The sequence below is a fragment of the Pedobacter xixiisoli genome, from assembly GCF_900215335.1.
Classification (GTDB): domain Bacteria; phylum Bacteroidota; class Bacteroidia; order Sphingobacteriales; family Sphingobacteriaceae; genus Pedobacter; species Pedobacter xixiisoli.
Genome location: NZ_OCMT01000005.1, coordinates 1 through 24534 on the forward strand (window position 1 = coordinate 1; position 24534 = coordinate 24534).

General features: G+C 36.9%; 22 protein-coding genes. 7 read left to right on the forward strand and 15 right to left on the reverse strand.

Going from position 1 to position 24534, the window contains the following annotated elements:
* Window positions 1-354 precede the first annotated feature (354 nt).
* Together CRO54_RS19625 and def are read left to right on the forward strand one after the other, a co-directional pair.
* Window positions 355-1584, forward strand: a complete 1230-nt coding sequence (locus CRO54_RS19625; RefSeq protein ID WP_097133816.1) for a M16 family metallopeptidase — start codon at window positions 355-357, stop codon at window positions 1582-1584.
* A 117-nt stretch (window positions 1585-1701) separates the two neighbouring features.
* Window positions 1702-2259, forward strand: coding sequence for a peptide deformylase (def, locus tag CRO54_RS19630; RefSeq protein WP_097133817.1), 558 nt, complete (start codon window positions 1702-1704; stop codon window positions 2257-2259).
* Between the two features lie 33 nt (window positions 2260-2292).
* On the opposite strand, the gene CRO54_RS19635 is transcribed toward def, so the two are convergent.
* The 7 genes from CRO54_RS19635 to CRO54_RS19665 all read right to left on the reverse strand — a co-directional run bounded on the left by CRO54_RS19635 (window position 2293) and on the right by CRO54_RS19665 (window position 9621).
* Window positions 2293-4383 carry a family 10 glycosylhydrolase gene (locus tag CRO54_RS19635; RefSeq protein WP_097133818.1) on the reverse strand — a complete coding sequence of 697 codons (2091 nt, stop codon included), beginning with the start codon at window positions 4381-4383 and terminating at the stop codon, window positions 2293-2295.
* A 125-nt stretch (window positions 4384-4508) separates the two neighbouring features.
* Window positions 4509-5516, reverse strand: a complete 1008-nt coding sequence (locus tag CRO54_RS19640; protein ID WP_097133819.1) for a DUF4097 family beta strand repeat-containing protein — start codon at window positions 5514-5516, stop codon at window positions 4509-4511.
* Between the two features lie 8 nt (window positions 5517-5524).
* On the reverse strand, window positions 5525-6295 hold the full coding sequence (locus CRO54_RS19645) for a HEAT repeat domain-containing protein (RefSeq protein ID WP_097133820.1): 771 nt from the start codon (window positions 6293-6295) through the stop codon (window positions 5525-5527).
* Entirely contained in the window at window positions 6285-6848 is a 564-nt protein-coding gene (locus CRO54_RS19650; protein ID WP_097133821.1) for an RNA polymerase sigma factor, read from the reverse strand. Before CRO54_RS19650 ends, CRO54_RS19645 begins: the two co-directional genes overlap by 11 nt.
* A gap of 701 nt (window positions 6849-7549) precedes the next feature.
* Window positions 7550-8191 (reverse strand): peptidase associated/transthyretin-like domain-containing protein, encoded by a 642-nt coding sequence (locus CRO54_RS19655; protein ID WP_097133822.1) that lies wholly within the window; start codon window positions 8189-8191, stop codon window positions 7550-7552.
* Between the two features lie 69 nt (window positions 8192-8260).
* Window positions 8261-8506 (reverse strand): NifU family protein, encoded by a 246-nt coding sequence (locus tag CRO54_RS19660; protein WP_097133823.1) that lies wholly within the window; start codon window positions 8504-8506, stop codon window positions 8261-8263.
* Between the two features lie 35 nt (window positions 8507-8541).
* Window positions 8542-9621: an Mrp/NBP35 family ATP-binding protein gene (locus CRO54_RS19665; RefSeq protein ID WP_171047975.1), complete on the reverse strand. Its 1080-nt coding sequence runs from the start codon at window positions 9619-9621 to the stop codon at window positions 8542-8544.
* A gap of 151 nt (window positions 9622-9772) precedes the next feature.
* Here CRO54_RS19665 and CRO54_RS19670 point away from each other — a divergent pair, with 151 nt between their 5' ends.
* Window positions 9773-11932, forward strand: a complete 2160-nt coding sequence (locus tag CRO54_RS19670) for a transglycosylase domain-containing protein (RefSeq protein WP_097133824.1) — start codon at window positions 9773-9775, stop codon at window positions 11930-11932.
* The gene (hpt, locus tag CRO54_RS19675; protein ID WP_097133825.1) at window positions 11922-12461 is read left to right on the forward strand and encodes a hypoxanthine phosphoribosyltransferase; all 540 of its coding nucleotides are present in this window, start codon (window positions 11922-11924) and stop codon (window positions 12459-12461) included. Before CRO54_RS19670 ends, hpt begins: the two co-directional genes overlap by 11 nt.
* On the opposite strand, the gene CRO54_RS19680 is transcribed toward hpt, so the two are convergent.
* On the reverse strand, window positions 12458-13435 hold the full coding sequence (locus CRO54_RS19680; RefSeq protein WP_218840077.1) for a Fic family protein: 978 nt from the start codon (window positions 13433-13435) through the stop codon (window positions 12458-12460). The genes hpt and CRO54_RS19680 overlap by 4 nt on opposite strands.
* Window positions 13436-13541: 106 nt before the next feature.
* Here CRO54_RS19680 and CRO54_RS19685 point away from each other — a divergent pair, with 106 nt between their 5' ends.
* Entirely contained in the window at window positions 13542-14201 is a 660-nt protein-coding gene (locus CRO54_RS19685; RefSeq protein WP_097133827.1) for a phosphatidylserine decarboxylase family protein, read from the forward strand.
* Between the two features lie 343 nt (window positions 14202-14544).
* On the opposite strand, the gene CRO54_RS19690 is transcribed toward CRO54_RS19685, so the two are convergent.
* The 4 genes from CRO54_RS19690 to trmD all read right to left on the reverse strand — a co-directional run bounded on the left by CRO54_RS19690 (window position 14545) and on the right by trmD (window position 18237).
* On the reverse strand, window positions 14545-15684 hold the full coding sequence (locus CRO54_RS19690; RefSeq protein WP_097133828.1) for a mechanosensitive ion channel family protein: 1140 nt from the start codon (window positions 15682-15684) through the stop codon (window positions 14545-14547).
* A 3-nt stretch (window positions 15685-15687) separates the two neighbouring features.
* Window positions 15688-16914 carry a Glu/Leu/Phe/Val dehydrogenase dimerization domain-containing protein gene (locus tag CRO54_RS19695; protein WP_097133829.1) on the reverse strand — a complete coding sequence of 409 codons (1227 nt, stop codon included), beginning with the start codon at window positions 16912-16914 and terminating at the stop codon, window positions 15688-15690.
* 150 nt (window positions 16915-17064) lie between these two features.
* Entirely contained in the window at window positions 17065-17412 is a 348-nt protein-coding gene (gene rplS / locus CRO54_RS19700) for a 50S ribosomal protein L19 (protein WP_097133830.1), read from the reverse strand.
* Between the two features lie 150 nt (window positions 17413-17562).
* Entirely contained in the window at window positions 17563-18237 is a 675-nt protein-coding gene (gene trmD, locus CRO54_RS19705; protein ID WP_097133831.1) for a tRNA (guanosine(37)-N1)-methyltransferase TrmD, read from the reverse strand.
* Between the two features lie 139 nt (window positions 18238-18376).
* Here trmD and CRO54_RS19710 point away from each other — a divergent pair, with 139 nt between their 5' ends.
* Window positions 18377-21604, forward strand: a complete 3228-nt coding sequence (locus tag CRO54_RS19710; RefSeq protein ID WP_097133832.1) for a chondroitinase-B domain-containing protein — start codon at window positions 18377-18379, stop codon at window positions 21602-21604.
* Here CRO54_RS19710 and CRO54_RS19715 read toward each other — a convergent pair.
* From CRO54_RS19715 to CRO54_RS19725, 3 genes are all read right to left on the reverse strand, one after another.
* Window positions 21601-22194 carry a hypothetical protein gene (locus CRO54_RS19715; protein ID WP_138765874.1) on the reverse strand — a complete coding sequence of 198 codons (594 nt, stop codon included), beginning with the start codon at window positions 22192-22194 and terminating at the stop codon, window positions 21601-21603. The two genes, CRO54_RS19710 and CRO54_RS19715, sit on opposite strands and share 4 nt — an antisense overlap.
* A 90-nt stretch (window positions 22195-22284) precedes the next feature.
* The gene (gene rimM / locus CRO54_RS19720; RefSeq protein ID WP_097133834.1) at window positions 22285-22812 is read right to left on the reverse strand and encodes a ribosome maturation factor RimM; all 528 of its coding nucleotides are present in this window, start codon (window positions 22810-22812) and stop codon (window positions 22285-22287) included.
* 111 nt (window positions 22813-22923) lie between these two features.
* Window positions 22924-23499: a 30S ribosomal protein S16 gene (locus CRO54_RS19725; protein WP_097133835.1), complete on the reverse strand. Its 576-nt coding sequence runs from the start codon at window positions 23497-23499 to the stop codon at window positions 22924-22926.
* Between the two features lie 500 nt (window positions 23500-23999).
* On the opposite strand from CRO54_RS19725, the gene CRO54_RS19730 reads away from it, so the two are divergent.
* Window positions 24000-24518, forward strand: coding sequence for a 5' nucleotidase, NT5C type (locus CRO54_RS19730; RefSeq protein ID WP_240775175.1), 519 nt, complete (start codon window positions 24000-24002; stop codon window positions 24516-24518).
* Window positions 24519-24534: the final 16 nt, after the last annotated feature.

Sequence of the window (24534 nt, forward strand, 5' to 3'; positions counted from 1 at the left end):
CCGAGCCGATGGTACTGCGGTAACACGTGGGAGAGTAGGTCGGTGCCTAAACCTACAGCCCCCCTTCAGAAATGTCGGGGGGCTTTTTTTGTGGATCCGAAAATAACAGATTCGAATCCCTGCCAGATGTGGGATGTCCCTAACATCTTGTTAGCACTAGTTTTCCCTATTTCAAGAGCGGGTACATATAAAGCCTCTAGAAAATTGAACCCTTAATATTATGTTTCTAACAAAGTCCTCGTTATATCACTTTAAAATTACTTTTTCAACGAGGATATATAATTAATATGTAGGGATATCCTTACATTATTTCAACGTTTTAACGATAAAACAATATGTATCTTTGCGCCTTCTATGGAGTACAACGTACATACACTTAAAAATGGCATACGTATATTGCATGTACCGGTAGCTTCGGCAATCTCACATGCTTGTATACTAATTAATGCTGGTTCTCGTGATGAAGAAGATGCGCAAATGGGCTTAGCTCATTTTATAGAGCATTTGATTTTCAAGCGTACTGAGAAAAGAAATACCTCACAAATTTTAAATAGATTGGAAAGTGTAGGTGCGGATTTAAACGCTTACACCACCAAGGAGTATACTTGTGTTCACGCATCATTTCTACATCCCTATTTGGATAGGACTTTAGAGCTTTTTAATGATATCGTTTTTCACTCTACTTTTCCAGAGGAAGAAATGGAAAAGGAAAAAGGAGTAGTGCTTGATGAGATTGCCTCTTATTTGGACCAACCAGAAGAAGCAATAAATGATGACTTTGAAGATATTTTATTTAGAGGTCATTCATTTGGTAGAAATATTTTAGGAACGCCAGATACAGTTTCTGATTTGTCTAAGAAAAATATTCAATCTTTCATTAAGAATAACTATAAAACAGACCAAATTGTAGTAGCAGTAGTTGGTAATTATTCGCTAAACAAGCTTGTTAAGATTGGAGAAAGACATTTTTCTGAAGTGCCCGAGAATACAGGTTTAATCAATAGGATAGTTCCAATAGTTAATCCTTCTTTGCATGAGATTAGGGATAAACAAATAGCGCAAAGTCATTGTATGATGGGAACGCAGACTTATTCGCTACATCATCCTCATAAAACAGGTCTGCTATTGCTAAATAATTTTTTTGGAGGCAATGGCATGAGTTCTATATTAAATCTACAATTGAGAGAGAAGTATGGAATTGCGTATACGATTGAATCTGCTTATAGTCCATTATCTGATACTGGAATATTTGCTATTTACTTTGGGACAGATAAAGAGAAGACAGAAAAGGCGACGAAGCTTATTCAGAAGGAGATGAATAAACTAAAGCAAAAGCCTTTAACAGAAGTACAATTACATAAGGCAAAAAATAAATTTATAGGGCAGATTGCTCTGGGAGAAGAAAATAGAATTGGGTTGATTATCGCTATGGCTAAAAGCTTGCTTGATTATAATCAGATTGACAGTTTAAATACTGTTTTTGATAAAATAAGACAGGTTTCAGTTTCGGAGATGTCCGAGATTATCAACGATGTTTTTGACGAAAGTAAATGGACTAGTTTGCTTTTTAATCCCGTAGATTGACATTCTCCTGAGCTTCGGTTATTTTACCTTAGCCCTTAAATTAGTACCTTTGTAATATAAGATGAGATTTTAAAGTCTATCCTATCTCATCCATAGAATAAAATATAAGAACAAACAATGAAATTATCGATTGTAGCCTATGGCGATCCAGTTTTAAAGAAGGTTTGCGAACCCATAGACGAAAATTATACAAATTTGAATGAGCTAATAGAGAATATGTGGGAAACCATGTATAATGCTAGTGGCGTCGGTTTGGCTGCACCTCAGGTTGGTTTGCCCATCCGATTGTTTGTGGTTGATACGAGTGATAATGATGATGAACCTCGATATAAAAAGGTGTTTATCAATGCGCAGATTTTGGAAGAGACTGGCGAACCTTGGGGATTTACTGAAGGTTGTTTAAGTATTCCAGAAATTAGAGAAGAAGTGTTCAGAAAACCTAATATTTTGATTAGCTACTATGACGAAAACTGGCAAAAACATGAAGAGGAAGTTTCTGGTTTTGCAGCTCGTGTAATCCAACATGAATATGATCATATCGAAGGGAAATTATTTACTGAGAAAATTAATTTGTTGCGTAAACAGTTAATTAAAGGTAAGCTGGATAAAATCTCTAAAGGAGAAATACGAGGAGATTATAAGATGAAGTACCCGAGACAGAATAAAAAAAGATAAATGAAAGCCCCGAACTGATCGGGGCTTTTTGCATTATAGAACAATTAGTTTTATATTTTTCTTAAACCTGTTGTCTGATAAATTTAGAATGTATTGCCCTTTAGGTAATTCATTTTTTATACCCAACTGGTATTGATTAGCGCCATTTTGTGTGTAGAACTCTTCTTCGTGAACTATTTGTCCATATAGATTAATCAACTTTGTTTTAATAGATTTTCCATTAAAATTCTCTAAACTAAAGTGGATATCTTTTTGCGTAGGATTTGGAAATGCTTTTGCGTTTACTACGACTAGTTCATTGAAATCTACCGAAGTAAACTTAGGCTTAGACATATCACCATTTTTATCAACTTGTGTTAGGCGATAATAGTTGGTGCCATTGAAAGGATTGTTATCTATTGCTAAATAGCTTTTAATTGTTGTAGTATTTTCTAAATCAGAACTATGTTTGTCTAAGTAATTGAAAATCCCATTGGATCCAGCTTTTTCAATTAGAAAATAGTCACTATTGATTTCGCTGGCAGTAGACCATTCAAGTCTTACTCGGTTGTTGTCTTTCTTCGCTACGAAGTTGATCAATTTAACAGGCAACGTAACTGCATCTGGTACTACATTGCTAGCAACGCTTTCATTGCTAATTCTATCTAAAGATGTTATTGCATAGTAATAAGCTATTCCGCTGCCTGGCGTTACAGTATTATCAGTATAATTGACAGCCGTACTTGGCAAAATTGCAATCAAGTTGGAGGAATTATTATAATCTATGGTTGGAGAAGTAGAGCGATAAACGGCATACCTTACCACTTTTTGTAGTTCGTCTGTAGTTGCTGCCGGAGCAGTCCAAGTGAGTTGAGTTTTTCCAGCAGCTAAGTTTGATGTTAAATTGGTAGGTTCTACTGGGGCATTATTGTCTATCCAAAGCATTACAGGAGGTAATGATAAAGTGCTGTATTGGTTACTTAGCAGCATAGCTCCTACACCATTTCCTCCAGTAGGAACGATGAAATTTGCTCTAAAATGCCCAACCCCCTGAATGTTCGGTACATTTTGCCGTAGATGGTTAATCTGATTAGAAATTTCATTTGCAGAAAAAGCGGAAGGCGTGCCATCTGCGGTTCTGTAAGTAGCTAGCCCGATGTACATATGTCTCTGATAAGCATATGAGTTCCACCAATTACTTACTGTTACAAATGGAGCTGCAGTAGTGGTGAAAGCCCAATACACTTGTGGCATAAGATAATCTATAGTGCCATCTTGCATCCATTTTTTTGTGTCAGCATGTTGAGTAACATAATGTTCTGCTCCAGTAGTTGCAGGCCCTTCCGGAAAATTTGAATTGTGTTTATTTCTATATATCCCGGAAGGTGATATGCCAAATTTTACCCAAGGCTTCAGTGCCTTTATAGAATTGCTGACTTGTTGTATTAGTAACGTCACATTATCACGTCTCCAGTCACTTCTGTTTGTAAATCCTCTAGAATCTGAGGCAAATTGAGCATCATCTTGAGTTCCAATGCCGGCATAATAGAAATAGTCGTCAAAATGTATTCCATCTAAATCGTAATTTGTTACCAATTCTCTTACAATATTATCTATATGATTTCTTACATCACTTAATGCAGGGTTAAAGTATCTTAAAGTAGAAGAGCTATTGACTTCATTTAAAAGCCAATCTGGGTTCGTTACGGCTTTGTGGCTACTATGATAACTAGCTATATTGGCTGCCGCAGTAGCTGCTCTATACGGATTTAACCAAGCATGGAATTCCATTCCCCTTGCATGACATTCATCTATAGCAAACTTTAAAGGGTCTTCACTGCCCCATTTTGTATTGACACCATAAGTGCCCATGAAAGTATTGGACCAAGGCGCTAAAGTTGATGGGTACATTGCGTCTGCAATATTTCTTACTTGAAAATAGATGGCATTCATTCCTAAGCTTTTTTGCCTGTCTAGAATGGCTTTAAGTGCAGCCTTTTGATTTGCCAATGAATTACTGCTTGAAGGCCAATCTAAACCGAGATGGGTAGTGAGCCAAACGGCTCGTAATTCTCTTTTTGGATTTTGTGAAAATGCAGTAATTTGCAGTAAAAATATAGCTGCGAGGAGTAAAATTTTTTTCATATGCGGTTTTGGTTAGGTTTTTTAAACAAGATAAGCAAAAAACCGCATATTTGCGCATGTCTATATAATAAAAAAGCTAGCTGCCTTTCGACACTATCTTCCGATAGTTGGTTTGGTATGCTTAATTATTTTCTTAAATAGATTTTTCCGTAAGTAGACTTTAGGATTATTTTTTCTCCGCCACCGTTTAGCTTTCCATTCACCACTGTACCTTTGCTAGACCCGAAGTATAAAGGAGCATTAGTTGTATAGGTATACGAATAATCACTAGTAACGGTATTTGTTTTATTTTTTAACTGGCTATTTTTTCCAGTAAGCGTGGTGGTAGAAGGAGCAGTAGCTGAAGCTTCTGTAGAAGTTGTGGTAAAACCCGTGCCTTTAACCTTTGCAGGCGAAGAACCATCTGTAGTGATTACTAATGCACTTTTGGTGTCCACAGCTGCAAGTAAAGAACTGATGTCTTTAGGTTGGTTATCATCAACTACTAATTTAAGATCCTTAGCTGCATACAACGTTTCATAAGTAGTATTTATGGACATGTCTGCTTTCGTGTTTTCTGGTACGGTAACATCAATAAAACCATATACAGAAACCAAAGAGATTGGACCTTTGAAAGACGGCATTAGCTTCCCTTCTATATTGCCATAAAGTGTTTTAAGGCTAATGGGGCCGGTAACGTTTTTAAGAGAAACATTTTCGTATTGTGTAGACGCGTCTACTTCGCTCTGAATATTACTTAACGTGATTACGGTGGAGTCTCCATTAGCAAAACCTGTTGTTTTAAAAGATAAGGCTACATTCTTAGGAAGTTTTACTTTCAAGGTAAGGTCTTTTTCTATTGAGGAAACTAAGGTTATGCTTTCTTTTTCTGTCACGCTAAGGCCGATTCCTGTATTATCGAAACCAACGTTACTTAGTGCGCTTAAACCCGCTGCTCTTGGATCGTTCTTATTTTCCTCCTTGCTGGTTGCAGAGAAAATAATATCCTTGCCATCGTAACCTTCTACACTTAAATTAGAAATGTTGGTTATGACTAGTTTTCCACCGCTCTTTGCTACTTTGAATTCTTTTTGGGCAAATGCTTGAACTGCTGTTAAAAGCAATGCTGAAGCTATAAATGTTATCTTGTTCATTTGTTTGTTTAATTATTGTTCGTTAATAAGGCATAATATACCTGCTCTTTAACAGCTTCTACAGTAAAAGGATTGTTGGCCATTGCAATCAATTTATTGGTAGTTTCTGGGTTGCTGTTATTACCCATTATCTTGATTAGTTCTAGTTGTACCACTGGGTCTTTTTCTTTGCTTAATCCAGCCATTAACTGCTCTTGAATATATTTATCGTTTGAAAATTTCGATAGTACTTCTAACGCTGCCAATCTCACATTGTCATTTCCATCATTATCAAAGGCTCTACATAATTCTGTTTTCAATTTATCGTTTAGCGATGTTAAGGTTCCAGCTTTGATAATCGCATCTAATCTACTGGCAACCGAAAGACTATCTGCTAAGCCATCATATATTGCCTGATGTGGATTTACTGTCGGCTGATGAGCCGCAAACTGTTTAGTTGATTTAACTGCTGTATTTTCTATAATTGGAGCTTCTTCGTTCTTAGAAACTATAGGTTGTTCAATCGCATTTGGAATGTTGGTTGCAATCTGTGTATTAGGTTGCGCTAATTCTTTGGTCTCTTGAGAAACAAATAAGTAAGCACCTAATGCCAGAAACAACGAGCATGCAACCGCTAACCAAGTATAGGTAAGCCTACGTTTATTTTGCGCTTGAAGCTTAAGTTCTTCACGCTCTTTTAAATTACCTAGAATGTTGCCTAGCATGTTTGGAGGCAAAGCTTCATTCTCAAAAGCATCTTTGTGCTCTTGGATGTATTGCTTAAAAAAATCACGTTCCATAGTATGCTTTATCTTTTAATGCTGTAAAAATTTTTTTCTTTGCTCGGTGGTACTGACTACGTACGGTAGTATGGTTGATTCCGAGCATTCTGCCTATTTCTTCTTGCCCAATATCCTCAAATAAGTGCAAGGAAACAATTGTTCTATAGCCATCGGGTAAATCTGCTATTGCTTTTTTAATGTCATCAACTTGGCACTGAAAAAGCAATTCTTCGCTAATATCGACCTCTTCATCTGCAACAGTTTCTAATTGGCTGTCATCTGCGAAAACCATTTTTTTCTTCCGAAGGGCAGATATAGCTTGATTTAAAGCAATCCGTTTTACCCAACCTTCAAAATTGTTCTGGTTTTTTAAATTACCAATCTGTTCAAAAGCAGTGCAAAAAGCCTCTTGTACAATGTCTTCACTTTCGGCAGTATTGCCCATCACCCTAAAAACAGCATGATAAATACGCTTTGAATATTTGTTGTATAACATTGCATAGCCTTTTTCTTCGCCGGCTACACATTGTTTTACCAATTCTTGTTCGTTTATAGAGATACTCAGATGCAAGGTTTAAAACTTAATTCTACTAATTTCTTAAAACTATATGAATTAAATAAATCGTATAGTTTTTGTTGCTAACTATATGATAGTCGGCAAAGCTTTAGTTTTGTTGCATGAGAAATAAAAATATTTTGAAAATGTTAGAGAGTTATCTTTTTAGATAAGATAACTTTATTCGAGAATATCCAGTATTTGGGATGTTTTTATTGATAATCAATAAGTCTCTACGCTCAATATCGAGTTCTTTATCACCTTTTAAAACGTATTTTCTATTATGTCTTTCTTCGCTTAATGAATTGGCGTACTGGTATTTGAAATAGAAAGATAGAGAATCTCCAGAAATGGAATATCTAGTATAATGGTATTTTTCGTAATTTCTGGTTATTAAATATCGAGCGTTGTTATTTCTTGGATTTGTATAATCTTCTACAATACCGCTACCTAAAGGCCCGAAGCTAAACTTTCCAAAATCTTCAGTTTCGTTAATGAAAAATCACTGTTCAATGTAAGATTTACATTAATTAAATTTCTGAACGAATCTAACGGATAGAAACATTGGTTTCCAAAAAAGATATTCTATTTAGCTCCCAAGTACCAGTCAATCTTTTTTCGATAGGTTCGTCTTTTTTACAAGCGTAAAAACTTAAAATTATAACTGAAAAACAAAAAATGGAGATAGAGAGCTTTTTAATCATTTTTGAGATGCTTTATTGTTCAGAACTTCTGGCTTTATCGCCATTGAAGATTTCCTGCATCAACCTGCCCCAAGCAAATGGGTTCAATAGCGGATTGGTTTGGCGCATATTGACGTTCATCATTCTATCGAAATTATAACGATAGTTGGCGTTGCTAATTTCTCCAGCATCCCTAGGTAGGGTTAGTTTCATGCCATTAATACTCTGACGAGAAAGGTTTTTCTTAGCAATAGCCATGTCGTCATCAGCTACTTTTAAAGAAAGGAAATCTTTGTTGAACTCCTCCACCGTTGCCCAAGGATTAACTCTTACGGTCTTCAAGTAAACAATTTCAGATTTGATTTGAACCATCGCCGTATACTTATTGTCGGTAATATTAGTAGGAAGTACTAATGTTTTGCTGGTAAATCCAACAGCCGAAAACATCACCGTATCACCAGGATTAACTACAAAAGAGAAAAAACCCTGATAATTGGCTGCATATTTCTGCAACTTATTACTAAGATTGGTAATGGTTACATAGGGCACAACGATATTGCTATCAGCATCGGTAACAATACCAGAAAACTGAACCAATTTGTTTTGCGGGCTTTTAACTTGAGCAAAAACCGAGCTAACAAAAAACAATAATATGATGGCTAACGAATATCTCATCTGTAATACAATAATAGAACAAATGTATATGCTATGGAGTTTCTATTTGGTTAAAATGTGTTAAAAGTGTTACGCTTGCTCAGCTAAATCAACTGCTTCTACCGCTTTAATTTCAGGTACTGCTTTTATGATTGCTTGCTCAATGCCCGCTTTCATAGTCATGAAACTCATTTTACATGAGCCACAGTTACCCAATAATTTCACTTTTACAATGTTGTCTGCCGTAATTTCTTCAATAGCCACATTTCCCCCATCAGCTATCAAATAAGGTCTGATAGTTTCTAAAGCTTGCTCTACTCGTGCTGTTAAATCCATGTTGTAATATTTTAAAATATAAAAGTAGTAAAAATTTAGCAATTAGCCATTGGTTGCACATTGTGAATAGAAATCTGTTGCGCAATTTTTCCTGCAATTTCTTTAAATGAAATGGCTTGAGGATGGTCTGTCTGCAAAGATATCGGTGCACCTTTATCGCCAGCTTCGGTAATGCCTTGCACCAATGGTATTTCTCCCAAAAATGGCACATCAAAACGTTGCGCTAATTCTTTGCCTCCATCTTTACCGAAAATATAATACTTATTTTCTGGTAGCTCTTCTGGAGTAAAATAAGCCATGTTTTCCACGACGCCCAAAACTGGAATATTAATCCCTGGCATGCTGAACATCTTTAATCCCTTTGTGGTATCGGCAAGAGCAACCTGTTGCGGCGTAGTTACAATCACGGCGCCAGCAATTGGAAAACTTTGGCAAATAGTAATATGTATATCACCAGTTCCTGGAGGTAAATCAATCAGTAAATAGTCTAGTTCTCCCCAGTCGGCATCATTAAAAAGTTGCTTAATTGCATTGGAAGCCATTGGGCCACGCCAAGGCACAGGTTGGTCTGGGTCTGAGAAAAAGCCAAGAGAAAGCAACTTAATGCCATATTTCTCTATCGGAAGAATTAAAGTTTTTCCATCCTCGGTTTCTCTAGCGCTAGGTTTAGCACCCACTAGATCAAACATAATTGGCACCGAAGGACCATAAATGTCTGCATCAATTAGACCTACTTTAGCACCGTCTGCAGCTAAAGTGACTGCTAAATTGCTTGATACGGTAGATTTGCCGACACCACCTTTACCCGAAGAAATTAAGATGATATTCTTAATGGCTTTTAGCTGACTAGTATCCACTGGTTTGGTTACTTTCGAAGTAATATTGATATCTATTTCTGCTTCAGTATCTACAAAATGCTTTACTGCGTTAATGCAGGCATTCTTTAGCATATCCTTCATCGGACAGGCGGGAGTAGTTAGTTCAAGCGTAAAAGAAACCTTTTTATCTTCAATTTTAACGTCCTTAATCATCTTTAAAGTCACCAGATCTTTTTTCAAATCTGGGTCTTCTACATGGCTAAGTGCAGCTAAAACATTTTCTTCGGTAATTATCATTCCGCAAAATTACTAAACAATAACTATAAATAATTTTGTATCTAGCTTTTTGTTGTAATTTTAACACGGAATAAACAATTGTTTTTTGCGTTTGTTAGAAAATGTTAGAGGCGCATTTTAGAGCGTTAAAGCAGTAATTTTGAGATGGTTTATGCAGCTACCGAAGATTAAGATACCAAAGAAATATTTAAAAATTGGCGCCTGGGTTTTAGGCGTATTAGCGCTTTTGTTCGTGGCTGGTGGAGCTATAGCTTATAGTAAGCGAGAGGCACTGTTAAATAAAATGGTAGCCAAAGCTATCGCTAAAGCCGAAAAAGACTATGGATTGGACGTTAAAATCGGCGAATACGGTTTCAACGGTTTAAGTAGTGTTCACATGAACAAAGTTTCTGTTGTACCTAAAGACAGAGATACATTAACTACGATCAACGACATCACTGTTGGAGTAAAGCTATTGCCTCTATTGTTTGGAGATGTGAAATTATCAGAAGTGACTTTGAATGAAGGTAAACTGAATGTCGTACTGCGAGATACCCTAACCAACATCGATTTTATACTTAAAAGAAAGAAGAAAGACAGCAGTACCACTAAAAGCAAAGTCGATTTAAGCGAGATTGCTAACAACTTATTAAATCAGGTTTTCTACAAGATACCCGATGACATGGAAATCAAGAATTTCATGATGCAGTTGAACGATAACGATACTGCTTTTGTAAAGTTTTTAACTACTACGGCAACTATTGATGGCGGAGAGCTAAAATCGACTATTAAAGTAAATGATACTGCAGCAGTTTGGCATATTAACGGAAATTTAGACCCAAGTGATAAGCAGTTGGATGTCATGTTATTTGCAGATGGGAGGAAAGTTGAGCTGCCGTATCTGGAGAATAAACTGCATACTAAAGTTAATTTCGATACTGTAAAAACGCAGATGAAAGATGCTAGTTTTAGTGGTGGAGATTATAAAATATCTGGTTCTTGGGCTATCAAAAATTTACTGATTAACCAACCTCGTATTTCTGCGGAAGATATCGTAGTGCCTGATGCTAGGGTTGAAGCTGATATGCTGATTGGGGCGAATTTTGTATGTCTGGATAGCACTTCTACGGTTTTTCTGCGTGATGCTTCAGTTCATCCTTACTTGAAATATACGCTATCTCCTAATAAAATTTATGAGATGAAACTGAACGCTCCCGAGCAAGATGCACAGGCTATATTTAATTCTTTTCCAGTAGGTTTGTTCGAGTCTTTAGATGGCATTAAAGTACAAGGAAAGTTAAAATACAATCTCGATTTTTATTTAGATACGACATTACCCGATAGTGTAAAGTTTAGTTCTACGCTAACGCCGACAGATTTTAAGGTACTTCATTTCGGAAAAACAGACCTTACCAAAATCAATTCGGATTTCGTTTACACACCTTACGAGTATGGCAAACCGATGAGGAACATCACCATCGGTCCATCTAATCCTAATTTTACGAGGCTGGATGATATTTCTCCGAACTTTAAAAACGCTTTGTTAACCGCCGAAGACCCTTCGTTTTTCAGGCATAAGGGTTTTGTGGAAGAATCAATCCGTAAATCTATCGCAGTAAACTTTAAGGAGAAAAAATTTAAACGAGGCGGAAGTACCATTTCTATGCAGTTGGTTAAAAATGTATTCCTAAGTAGAAAGAAAACATTGGTACGTAAAGCAGAAGAAATCCTGATTGTTTGGCTCATAGAGAATAACCGTTTGGTGAGCAAGTCTCGGATGCTGGAGGTTTACTTTAATATTATTGAGATGGGCAACAATGTGTATGGTATTGGAGAGGCATCAAGACATTACTTCGGTAAAAGTCCATCAGAATTAACTATAGGTGAAGGTATTTTCTTGGCGAACATTGTGCCTAAACCGAAAGTAGCGCTTTACAAATTTATGAGTAATGGTTCGCTAAAAGGCTATCTGTTACCTTATTTTAGATATATTGGTAACATCATGGCTCGTCGTGGATTGGCAACGTCAGATAGCACAGGTTATGGGTTTTATAACGTGCGCTTGCGTGAAGGTTTAAGGCAATACTTGCTGCCAGATTCTACTACCATAGATACCAATGCAGTTGATATTGGTGAAGATGATATGATGACCCCAGAAGGTATGCAGGATAAGTCGAAAAACTTGTTCGATAGACTGTTTGGAGGCGCAGCAAAAAAAGATACCACTAAAGTGCAACCAGCTGCCGATACTACAAAAAAAAAAAAACAACTGAGACAAGAACGCCGCGAAGAGCGCAGAAGACAGAAGGAGCAAGAGAAAAATGGAAACTAACATCAGCGTTCATAACAAAGAGTTCGAGCTTTTTCTGGAAGAAGAAACCATCGCCAAACGTATTCGCTTAATGGCTATACAGCTTAATGTAGATTACGAAAACAGAAACCCTTTATTTATTGGGGTGCTTAATGGCAGTTTTCTTTTCTTGGCAGATTTGATGAAAGAAATAGATTTAGCCTGCGAAACTGAATTCATCAAAATAGCTTCTTACCATGGTACAAGCAGTACTGGAATGGTTAAAGATGCCTTAGGTATGCCCCAAAATCTCAAAGGCAGAGATATCGTTGTTGTCGAAGATATTATCGACAGTGGTTTAACCATGAAATACATTCTCTCAAAAATCTACGAACAAGAGCCTGCGTCTGTCTCCGTTTGCACTTTATTATTTAAGCCAGATGCATTGAAAGAAGAAATCAATGAGCTTAACTATATTGGTTTCGAAATCCCTAATGAATTTGTAGTGGGATATGGCTTAGATTACGATGGTTTGGGCAGAAACTTGAATCAAATTTATAGAGCTGTTTAGTTTTTTTGATAGATGCTTGTTTTTTTATCTCCTATCTTTTTCAACGCACCTATTACCACTCCATGGTGAAGATCTCTGCTGGCAGTTGCAGTAGATAATTCACTAAAATATTTCATGTAGTCCTTTCTAGTAAATACTGTAGTATAGTTTTCTAAAAATAAGGCTAATCTCTCCGTCGTATTTAATCTTTTAGTTGAATTTTCCAATAGCCTTAATAGAGACAGGTCAATGATATTTAGCATATATTCGATAAATTTTGTTGATTTTCCCTCTTTATCGCACATCGATAATGTTTGGTAGTAATCCGATTGATTTTTTGAAATGAGCGTTTCGAAAGGTAGAAACTCAAAAACAGGATATTCGCTCATTAAAATTAGTGTTTGCCAAAGCCTTCCCATTCTGCCGTTTCCATCTATGAAAGGGTGTATGAATTCCATTTCATAATGAAACACACAGCTTTTAATTAGTGTTAGTTCGGAGGAGTCCTTTAGGTATTCGAAAAGGTCTTTCATTAAATAAGGGACATTAGTATAAGGCGGTGCCAAATGAGCTACCTTACTTGCCTTTACTATCCCTACACTTTTATTTCTGTATTTTCCGTTATCTAAAATGAGGTGATCTAGTAAAGTTTGATGGGCTTTTAAAAAATGTTTTTCCGATTGGTAATTATAACTTTTAATTTTCTGATAAACTTCGATAGCATTAACTACCTCTCGGATATCTTTCTCTGGGCCAACCACCCTTTTGTTCTCGATAATAGAAGTTATTTGCTCCTCAGATAAGGTGTTACCTTCTATATTTAAGGAGAAGTAAATGGTTTTAATCTGATTTTGTTTCCTCAGTGTTGGATTTTGCTTAATTAAATATTTGGCATTTACTTCTCCTATTTTTTGAGCAATGGCCATAATAAGTCTTAATATTTCTGAAGTGATTTCGTAAGTAGGCTTCATGATAGTATCAAATGATAGTATCAAAAATAAGAAATTATTTGTTTTAGTAATAAATATTTGTTTTTCATATAATTTTACGAGTTTTGCAGAGTAATAAAAATCAGCTTTAAAATCATAATTTAAAAATCAAATGACCATACATAAAGAAGGATATACCTCTATCGCCCTAACAGTACTTTTCATATTCATTATCAATGCTGTAGTAGAATACAGGTTTGCGGATGTGTTTATATTGAGATGGTTTGTTTATATCTTGTCTTTCGCATTATTTATTACGGTATTACAGTTTTTCAGAAACCCAAAACGTACGTTTACCAACGGCGATAATTTGATCATTTGCCCTGCTGATGGTAAAGTTGTAGTAATAGAAGAAACTGAAGAAGGAGAGTACTTTAAAGATAGACGTTTACAGGTTTCTATCTTCATGTCACCTGTAAATGTGCACATTAACCGTAACCCAATTTCAGGAGTTGTTAAGTTTTTTAAATATCACCCAGGAAAATATTTAGCTGCTTGGAACCCAAAATCGAGCACGGAGAACGAACGTACTACCGTAGTAGTTGAACATAAAAATGGTGCGCCTTTATTGTTCCGCCAAATTGCTGGCGCTTTGGCACGCCGTATTGTATGGTATGTGAAAGAAGGCGACCAAGTAACGCAAAACGAGCAATTCGGCTTTATCAAATTTGGTTCTAGGGTAGATATTTATTTGCCTTTAGGAACTAAAGTGAACTTAGAATTGAACCAAGTGGTTAAAGGTGGGATTACTGTTTTAGGCGAACTAGCTTAGTCAGTTAAAAGTATAAAGCCCAAGCTTTAAAAGCTCAAAGCATAAATTAAAGCCTTGCAAGTGTCGAACTTTTAAGGCTTTTTTGTGTTACAGGTTTGTTGTTGGTCGTCATACCCAACACGATTGGGTATCTTAATGCGATCGCTTTACGATTCCCGCCTACGCGGGAATGACGGGGAGAGATGGCAAGTCTAGATTGTTTAAGATAGAATGATTACTGTGGGTTAAATAAAATGGGATTGACGCGTAAATATCCCGATTTTTCATCGGGAATTGCAGCAAAAGCCCGACTAAATATTAATCGGGCTAATGTAATTGCTTTTCAAATTATTTTAAAGCGTACTTATTTTTCTTCTTTATGAGTACTTTCCCCGACGCTTCGTTGCGTTGGATAGGCAAACTCAGAACCGTTAGCCTGCACAATCTCAATTACCTTGAAATTTACCGCTTCTTTAACTTTAGCCAAATCAAACTCTTTGTTCATCGGTACCAAATAAATGATTTGAATATTCAAGGCAGAATCTCCGAAGGAATCGAGAGCTACCACCGCATCTGTAGTACTTGCATTCTCTTTTAAAAACTCACCAATTTCGGCAATAATCTTTTTAAGTACCTCATTGCTGGTTTCGTAAGTTAAGCCAATATCAAACTTTACACGGCGAGCATTTCTCATCGTCAAGTTTTCCAATACACCGTCAATCATAGAGCGGTTAGGTATCACATAAGTAGTTTTATCCGCACTGCGCAAAACCGTACTTCTAAAACCTACACGTTCTATGGTGCCTTCAATACCATCTACTTTTACTACATCGCCTACGGTAAAAGGTTTGTCCATAAAGATCAGGAAAGAGCCTAAAAGGTTTTCCAAACTATCTTTAGCAGCCATAGCTATGGCAATACCGCCAATACCCAAACCTGTAATTAAACTAACCGCATTTACTTCGAACACGTAGCCCAGCAATACAAAAAAGCCTATAAAAGAAACTAGAAACTTTAATAGCTCTTTAATGAAAGGCACTAATTGGTCATCGGCTTTATTTTTCGTTTTGGCTGCTCTAACCAGTAAAACATGAGTAACAAAGTCGATAATCCTTAATACAATCCAGAAAATGGACAACAGAATTAAGAAAAGAAAAACCTTATCTACCAATTCCCCAATAGTAAAAGCTTCATTTATTTTAACCTTATCTATTGTTTTTTTGTAATTGAAAAATGTAACATCTAGCGGGTGCTTCAATTGCTTAATGGCAATATAAAGCGTAAAAATGCTGATGAAAAATTCTATTGGCTTTAAAAGTAGCGCAATAAAAGTTTCTGAGTTAACTTGGTCGGCAAAGTTCTTGAATAACTTGAAAATAAGTTTACTCAGTAAGCGAGAAACAATTCTTTTGAATAAAAGGCCAATTACAATAATGGCGCCCAAAATGGCATATTGTTTCAAGGTATTTCCCCAGAAAATTTGTTCGAAAAAGTTAATGTCCATAGATTATACTAATTGCTTTAATGCAATTTCAAAAGCAGTACTCGATAAATTTGTCTTCTTATTTGATGTTTGATACACGGCTTTTAATGCGTTACCAATAATCGTTGATGCATCGGTAAAAATAGCGTCGTCGCTCATTTCAACATTGCGCTGCATTAGATAAGCAAATACTCTGGCCATACCGCAGTTAGCGATAAAATCAGGGATTACCGCTAAATGATTGTCGGCGTGTTCCATAATGCTACCAAAGAAGATTTCTTTATCTGCAAAAGGCACATTGGCACCACAAGCAATTACTTCCATGCCATTGGCAATCATTTGGTCTACTTCGGCTTGTTTTACCAATCTAGAAGCGGCAGCTGGTACAAAAATCTCTGCACCCATACTCCAAATTTTCTCGTTGGCTTCTTCAAAGGAAAGCAAGTTGTTTGCAACCAAAGTGTTGTTTACACGGTTGTTGAATAAGGCAGCCACTTCCTCCTCGCTAAAACCTTCTGGATTGATTAGCCCGCCAACACGGTCGATGATACCAACCACCTTAACGCCTTGCTGAGCTAAATAATATCCTGCCGCTGCAGCCACATTGCCCCAGCCTTGTATAATGGCTCTTTTTCCTTTGATGTTGCCACCCCAAATTTCGTAGAAGTGTCTAATTGATTCAGATACACCGTAGCCAGTAATCATATCAGCTACTTTATATTTTCTTTTGATGTCTGGTGTATAGGTTAAGTCTTCCAAAACCTTTGAAACACCATAGCGCAATTGGCCAATTTGGTGAATGCGTTCGTTTTCTCTGGCTTGGTAGTGACCGCTAATTACACCTTCTTGTGGGTGCCATAAGCCGTAACCTTCGGTAATTGGAATCACTTCGTGAATTTCGTCGATATTTAAATCGCCACCGGTACCGTAGTAGTTTTTAAGCAAAGGCATTACTGCTTTGTACCAACGCTCTAGTACTTCTTTTTTACGGGGGTCGGCAGGGTCAAAGTTGATTCCCGATTTTGCACCACCAATAGGAGGGCCAGAAACCGTAAACTTCACTTCCATAGTTTTGGCAAGTGACTCTACTTCGTGTTTGTCTAATCCTTTACGCATTCTAGTCCCGCCTCCGGCAGCACCGCCACGTAAAGAATTGATCACTACCCATCCTTCGGCGTCAGATTCTTTGTCTTTCCATTCAAAAACGATCTCGGGTTGTTTTTCTTCGTACTTTTTTAAAAGTTCTTTCATTGGGGATTCATTTTTATAAATAATGAGTTGCCATGAGTATTTTAAGATGAACTCTGGCTATTCATCATCAGATTCTATTTGGTTGCGCAAAGATATAAACAAAAAAACCCCGACGGTTAGTCGGGGTTATATTTTTCTATAGAAAGAAAATTACTTTCTTAAAGATTTGATACGAGCTGCTTTACCAGTTAAGCTACGTAAATAGAACAATTTAGCTCTACGTACTTTACCATAGCTGTTAACTTCTACTTTCTCGATATTTGGAGAACCGATAGGGAAGATACGCTCTACACCAACACCATTACTGATTTTACGAACAGTGAAAGTTTCGTTAGCGCCAGCGCTGTTGCGTTGAATAACAACACCTTGGTAAATCTGAACACGTTCTTTATTACCCTCGCGAATTTTATAATGAACACTTACAGTATCTCCAGATTTGAAAGAAGGAAATTCTTTTTGAGTGCTTACCTGTTCTTCTACAAATTTTACTAAATCCATGATTTTAAGCTATTAAGCCGATTTTTGTAACGTTTAAAATCGGACTGCAATATTAGGGAATATTTTTTAAAAATAAAAGCGAATTTTAAAAATATTTGATGATTTAATATTTTGCCTATTAGCTAATTATCAAATCAACCAATTATCTTATTATTTTAATAAATCGGGACGGCGTTCTTGCGTACGTTTTAAGGCCTCTTCGTGGCGCCATTCGTTAATTTTTGCTTCGTGCCCACTCAACAGAATGTCGGGTATTTTATGCCCACGCCAATCTGCAGGTCTGGTGTAAACAGGTGCATCTAACAATTCACCTTGAAAACTGTCTGATAAAGCAGAAGTTTCGTCGTTTAAAACCCCAGGTATCAATCGAATGATGGCGTCTACCAATACTGCAGCTGGTAATTCTCCACCAGAAAGTACATAATCGCCAATAGAAATTTCTCGTGTTACATAAATATCACGGATACGTTGGTCTATACCTTTGTAGTGCCCACATAAAATGATGATATTTCCTTTAATAGAAAGTTCGTTGGCAATAGTTTGATTCAATGTTTCCCCATCAGGACTCATGAAAATAATCTCATTGTAGCTTCGCTCTTCCTGTAGTTTTTCTATGCAGGCCGCAAATGGCGGAATGCTCATTACCATACCGCTGCCACCTCCATAAGGATAATCATCAACACTTTTTTGCTTGTTGGTGGCATAGTCCCTTAAATTATGCACCACAATTTCAGCAATGCCTTTTTTTTGTGCACGCTGCAAAATAGAATGAGCAAAAGGGCTGGTCAGTAAATCAGGTAGTACGGAGATGATGTCAAAACGCATGCTACAAATATAAGGCTTTAATGGCAGTTTAAAATCTATCGAGTTGTCATGAGATTTTTTTAATTCATAATAATTTGTTTTTGAAATAAACTCATTTATATTTGGTTAACCAAAAATTGGTACACCAAATATAAACTTCATGAAACTAATCAGTTACTTTGTAGCGGGACTGCTGTTAACGCAATTGTCTTCTTGGGCACAAACTGCAATAAAAACATCATTCGAAAGTCCAATATATACTGCAGGTAGTATTAATTCTCAAAACTCATGGACGGTAGTTGGGAATGCCGCTATAAGTGCTACAAAAGCCAAAACTGGCACTAATGGTTTAAGTTTTAACAATGCATCATCAGCTTTACTAGTAAATTATAATGCCTATGGTGGTTCTGTAACTGGAATTAGGGATGTTTTTTATACAGATATGTGGGTCAATCCTGTGTCTTTTGCAACCAAGGGAATTCAGATTATTGCGTATGATCAGTATGCAAGTAATGCAAAACGTATTTATGCTATTGAGCTTACGGTAGATAAAAAAATAAAGGTTTCTACAGGTAGCTCCAGTACGGATACAGAGCTTGGAACATGGATTCAGGATGACTGGTTTCGGTTGTCAATTAAGACAGATCTTGTATTGGGAAAATTTAAAGTTGCAATCAATGGTGTACTAAATCCTGCGGAGTTTTCTTTACGAGAAGCTTATACGCCAACTGCAAGTATGGGTAGGGCAGCTACGATTAAAGAATTTCATTCGTTGCGAATTAATCACACTTCAGACACGCAGGTAGCTAGTTCTAATTTTACAGTAGATGACCTTTATATAGGCAAAAATCCTATTCCAGATATTTCATTTTTAGCATCGCCTACGGCAAGAATTATCAACGTAGAACAGCCAAGTTACGGAAGCATCAGCTTAAATCCTGCGCAAGCGAGTTATCAAGTGAATGACCAAGTTACGGCAACATTAACCTTGCCACAAGGTTATCTAAACAATGGTTGGACTGGCGATCTGTCTGGGACGGAGTTGACAAAAACTTTCAATATCACCAATAATATGGTTGTTGGGGCCAATGTTACGGTAGATAACACTGCGCCGCCAGCAGAATACACGGTAGCAGTTACTCAACCTGCAAATGCGACGATTACTTTGTCGCCGGCGCCTACCAATGGTAAATATTTAAGTGAAACTACCGTTACGGCTACTGTTAACGTAGCGTCTTGCTACCAATTCAATGGCTGGACTGGAAATTTAAGCGGCACACAAGTGTCAAAAACCTTTGCCGTTAGCGGAGATATGTCTATTGGAGCGGAGATTGCCATCAATACAACACCTGGAATTACTAGAAATGTGACTACGGTTACTGAATTTAAGGCAGCTCTGGCAGCAATGAATCCTGGAGACATAATTTCAGTTGAAGATGGAAGTTATGATCTAAGCAGTTTAACTGTCAATCGTTCTGCTTGCCCCAATAGACCGATAGTGATTAAAGCTAAAAATCAAGGTCAAGCAATTTTAAATGGCGCTACTGCATTAGTTTTAGATGGTTTGCAATATGTGACTTTACAAGGTTTTTCATTCAGAAGTGCAAATGTGGGAACGGGTATCAAGATGTTGAATTGTAGTCGAGTTCGAATTACGAGAAACAGCTTTAAGTTAGATGAAACAAACATCAACTCTTGCAACTGGTTGTACATTGGCGATACTTTTGGAAGCACAGCACCTTTAAAATCGGGACATAATAGAGTTGACTATAACTTGTTTGAAGGGAAAACTAAATCTGGTAAATTTATACTGCTAGATGGGAATATTAACCAGCAAACACAGTATGACACAATCGCCTACAATGTATTCAGAAACAACGGACCGAGAGAAGAAAATGAAAAAGAGACCATTAGGATTGGCGTAAGTACACTTTCGCAAAGTAATGGTTATACTGTAGTAGAATATAATCTTTTCGAAGACTGTGATGGAGATCCAGAAATAGTTTCCGTAAAATCTTTTGCAAACACAGTGAGGTATAATACTTTTAGAAGATGCTTGGGTACGGTTTGTTTGCGTCAGGGAAACAACAGCATTGTAGAAGGCAACTACTTTTTTGGAGAAGGAAAAACCGCTATCTATACCAATGAAAACGGAAATTCTAGTACAATTGGTGCAGGCGGAGTAAGGGTTTATGGTAAGGGGCACAAAATATTTAACAACTATTTTTCTGGATTAACGGGAAGTATCTTTGATGCAGCTATTACGATTACCAATGGTGATGCCTACAATGTGGCTAATCCAACAGATTTGGCTAAACACTATGTGCCCGAAAACTTAGAAGTCGTGTTCAATACCTTTGTCAACAATAAATCGAATATTGAAATAGGCTATAAGTATGATAAGGCACCTATCAACTGTTTGATTGCAAATAATATTGTGAAGGAAAATGCAACACAAATCATAAAATCTTACAGTGCTGAATCTTTAGCAGGCGTTAATTTTAGCAATAATATCATGTATCCTACAGGTACGTCAACTATAGGTATTTCTGCTGCTAATACACAAATCCAAAATATTGACCCTTTGCTTGAGCAGCCAGTCTGTAATGGTTCGGGTTGTGAGCAGCAAAAAGCTTATGAGGTATTGCGTTTAAGTGCATCAAGTCCAGCTATTAATGCCTCAACAGGTAATTTTAGCTATGCAGCCACAGACTACGAAAAACAAAGTAGGGTTGGATTGGCTGATATTGGTGCTGATGAGTACGATAGGAACAATATGGTGCAGGTTAGTGCGCTAGATGAAAGTAATGTTGGCCCCAATGCTGTAGCTTTTAATTACAGTTATTTTGATGTGTTGCCAATTACACTAGTTTCATTTGATGCGGCCTACCGTAACCAGCAAGTAGAGTTGAAGTGGAATGTAGCAAAGCAAGAAAATGTAAAACGATATGAGGTAGAATGGCGTACAGATTTTTCTGATTTTAAAGCAGTGGCTGATTTATCTCCAGTGCAAGGGCAGCTTAACTACATCGCAAAACATTCTTCTCCAATTGTAGGCAATAATTATTACCGACTTAAAACCGTGGATGAAAACGGAGATGTAGATTTTTTTGAAGAAAAAGCAGTGCGTGTATTGAGTAGCCAATTGGCAAAACTTTATCCTAATCCAGCTATCAAAGCGTTTACGGTAGATTTTGGCTACACTGCAACGGGTTCAGTAAAGGTGAAAATGGTTAGCGTGTTAGGTAGTAGTGTGTATGAACAAGTAGTGTCGGGAGTTTCTTCTTGTCAAATTCCAGTTAGTACGCTTGCCCAAGGAATGTATTTTGTACAATTTATAAATGCTGAAAAGAAAATGGTTTCATTGCCAGTTATTGTTTCGCACTAGGTTGTCCACTGGTCGTGAATTACAGCTACGAGGTAATGATTGCCCTGATGTTCTTTAAATACTAATCGAAGGCTGGTCCAATCCATACCCTCGTATTTTTTGTCAAACCCGCTAAAGTAATATTCTAGAAATGGGTGTTTTGGATAGATTTCGCTAAGGTTGTTTATTGAATTCCCCTTGCCGATGATTCGGTTGTAAGCAGTTTTTTCGGCATGTAGGTAATCTGCATTGTACACAAACTTCTCTAGGTATTTTTGTGCAGTTAATCTGATGGTTTCGCCTGATCCATCGTAGTTGCCCCAATTTACCGAACCTCGTTCCTCTATCAGCTTGGTAAAAGTAGCTTTAGTTAATTTTTTAGCAGATTTCGTGTCTATAAATGCGTAAGGCGAAAATAGTACGCTATCTGTTGGATGAAAATAAGCTGCAAAAGCTTTATAGTCCTTGGCTTTAAGTGCAGTGAGGATTTCTGTTGCAATGGTGATCAGTGTTCCCTCGTCAACAGTAGCGGTATCCTTTGGTTTATGAATTACCACAGTATCTTTTGACGATGTTGAGTCTGCTGGCTTATCGGTATTATTGCAGCTCAACAGCAACACAGTTAAAATACTAAAGCAAAAAACATTAAACCATTTCATGACTATAAAAACTGAAATGATTCGCTTTTGTTTGCGATGGAATTAAGGATTTAGATAGATGTCTAGCAATCCCTCAGGTAAATCTAAGGTTAAGATATTTTCTTCATCATCTATTTCCACAATAAAATCTTCGTTCAAAGGAAATAGGACATCTGTATTTTTATAATGTACAGTTGCCACAAATTGCTGTGGATATTCATTTACTTCAATGATTTCGCCCAGTTCCCCTAAGGTTTCATCTACAGCAATAAAACCTTTCAGGTCGGTATAGTAGAACTCATCTTCATCACGCTCTGGTTTTTTATTCAAAGGCATGTACGCCTTTTTCTTCACTAGAGGTTGTGCCTTATCTATATGGTCTACATCCTCAAAATAAAAAAGACCGGTTTTGTTGTCGTACAGTTTATGACTAGAGACAAAGAAAGGCACCAATTTGCCGTTTACTTCTAGAAAAACCACATCAAGGTCTAAGTCTTGGTAATCTTCAAACTCAAAAAAAAGTTGAAGTTCGCCTTTTAGGCCTTTTGTTTTAGTGATGTAACCGATGTAAAATGATTCTTCTTTTGTCATGCTGGAAATGTGGTGATTTGTTGATTAGCTAATTATCAAATCGGCTAATTAGCTAATAAAAATAGCGTCCCGATTTTACCCGAAACGCTATTTCTTTTAAAGTAAAACTGATTATTCAGCTTTATCTTCTGCTTGAGTTTCTTCAGCAGGAGCTTCTGTTGCTGCCTCAGCTTCTACCGCTGGAGCTTCTTCAGTAGCTACTTCTTCTTCAACAACCTCTTCCGCAACTGGTGCGTTCTTAGCTGCAATAGCTGCTGCTCTGTCTTCGTTTTTCTTAGCTTCTGCCGCTAAAGCTGCTTTACGAGCTTCTGCTTTAGTGTTTGCTAATCCTTCTGTTTTACCAGAGATTTGACCAGCTTTAGTTTCTAACCAAGTAGCAAATTTAGCATCTGCTTGTTCTTGCGTTAAAGCACCTTTTCTGATACCGCCTTCTAAGTGTTTTTTGTATAAAACACCTTTGTAAGAAAGGATAGCACGAGCTGTGTCAGTAGGTTCAGCACCATTCAATACCCAGTTTACAGCTTTATCGAAGTTTAATTCGATAGTTGCAGGGTTAGTGTTTGGGTTGTAAGAACCTAAACGCTCAATGAATTTTCCGTCTCTTGGAGCACGAGCATCCGCTACTACCACATGGTAAAAAGGTTTTCCTTTTTTACCGAATCTTTGCAATCTGATTTTAGTTGCCATTCTTTTTTATAGTTTATGTATTCAACATAGTTCCCGGAACTCCGTGTTGCGGGGCTGCAAAAGTAAACAATATGTTGGTAATTAGCAAAAAGGTTAAAAATTATAGTTGGTTATAATTGTTTGAAAATCAAAAACATCATTTCATGGAAGCTGTAGTCCTGCTGTGCGCTGCAATCTTTTTGTTGGCAGTGACTTTAATAATTGTCAGGCTGAGCTTGTCGAAGCCTCTGCATTTTACAAAAGGACGGAACCTGCAAAAAGGATTTTCGCTGCCATCAGGTTTAACTAACAAAGGCTGTGCATTTTGGCAAATGGTTTAAAAATCAAAATAACTACACATACAAAAACATCTGCTCCCTTAAAACTGTGTGTCTATGTGGTTCTCATAAAAAAGCTATCTCTACCTCATTAAAATTAGATTAAGCTTACAAAAGTGAAATCTCTTTTACTGATATTTGGTCTGTCAGCGCCGAAAGGTGTAAAAATCCAATCACATTTAAATGAGAATAGCTATAGATATGGACGAGGTTTTAGCCGACCCCATCCATAAATTCATACAACTTTACAACAGAGATCATCAAGTTCCTTTAGATCTAATTATTAAACCAGGTACAGAGCTTTTCGAAAACGTACCGGAAGAAGTAAACAATAAATGGTTCGAGTATATCAACGAAAAAGGTTTTTTTAGAGATTTGCCTGTGATCGACGGAGCAATAGAAGCAGTAAAACAATTACAGGAAAAACATGAGGTGTATATCGTATCTGCGGCCATGGAGTTTAGAAATTCTTTAGAGGATAAATTAGATTGGCTTGCGGATCATTTTCCATTCATCGATTGGAAGCATATCATGTTCTGTGGGGATAAAATCGTTAACGTAGATGTAATGATTGATGATAGAATTAAAAACTTCAAAGGTTTCAGTGGAAGGCCATTGCTTTTCACTTCTCCCCATAACTTGCTCATTACCGAATACGAACGTGTAGACAACTGGAAGCAGGTGTTAGACAAATTGTATTAATAGCTCAGCAGATTTT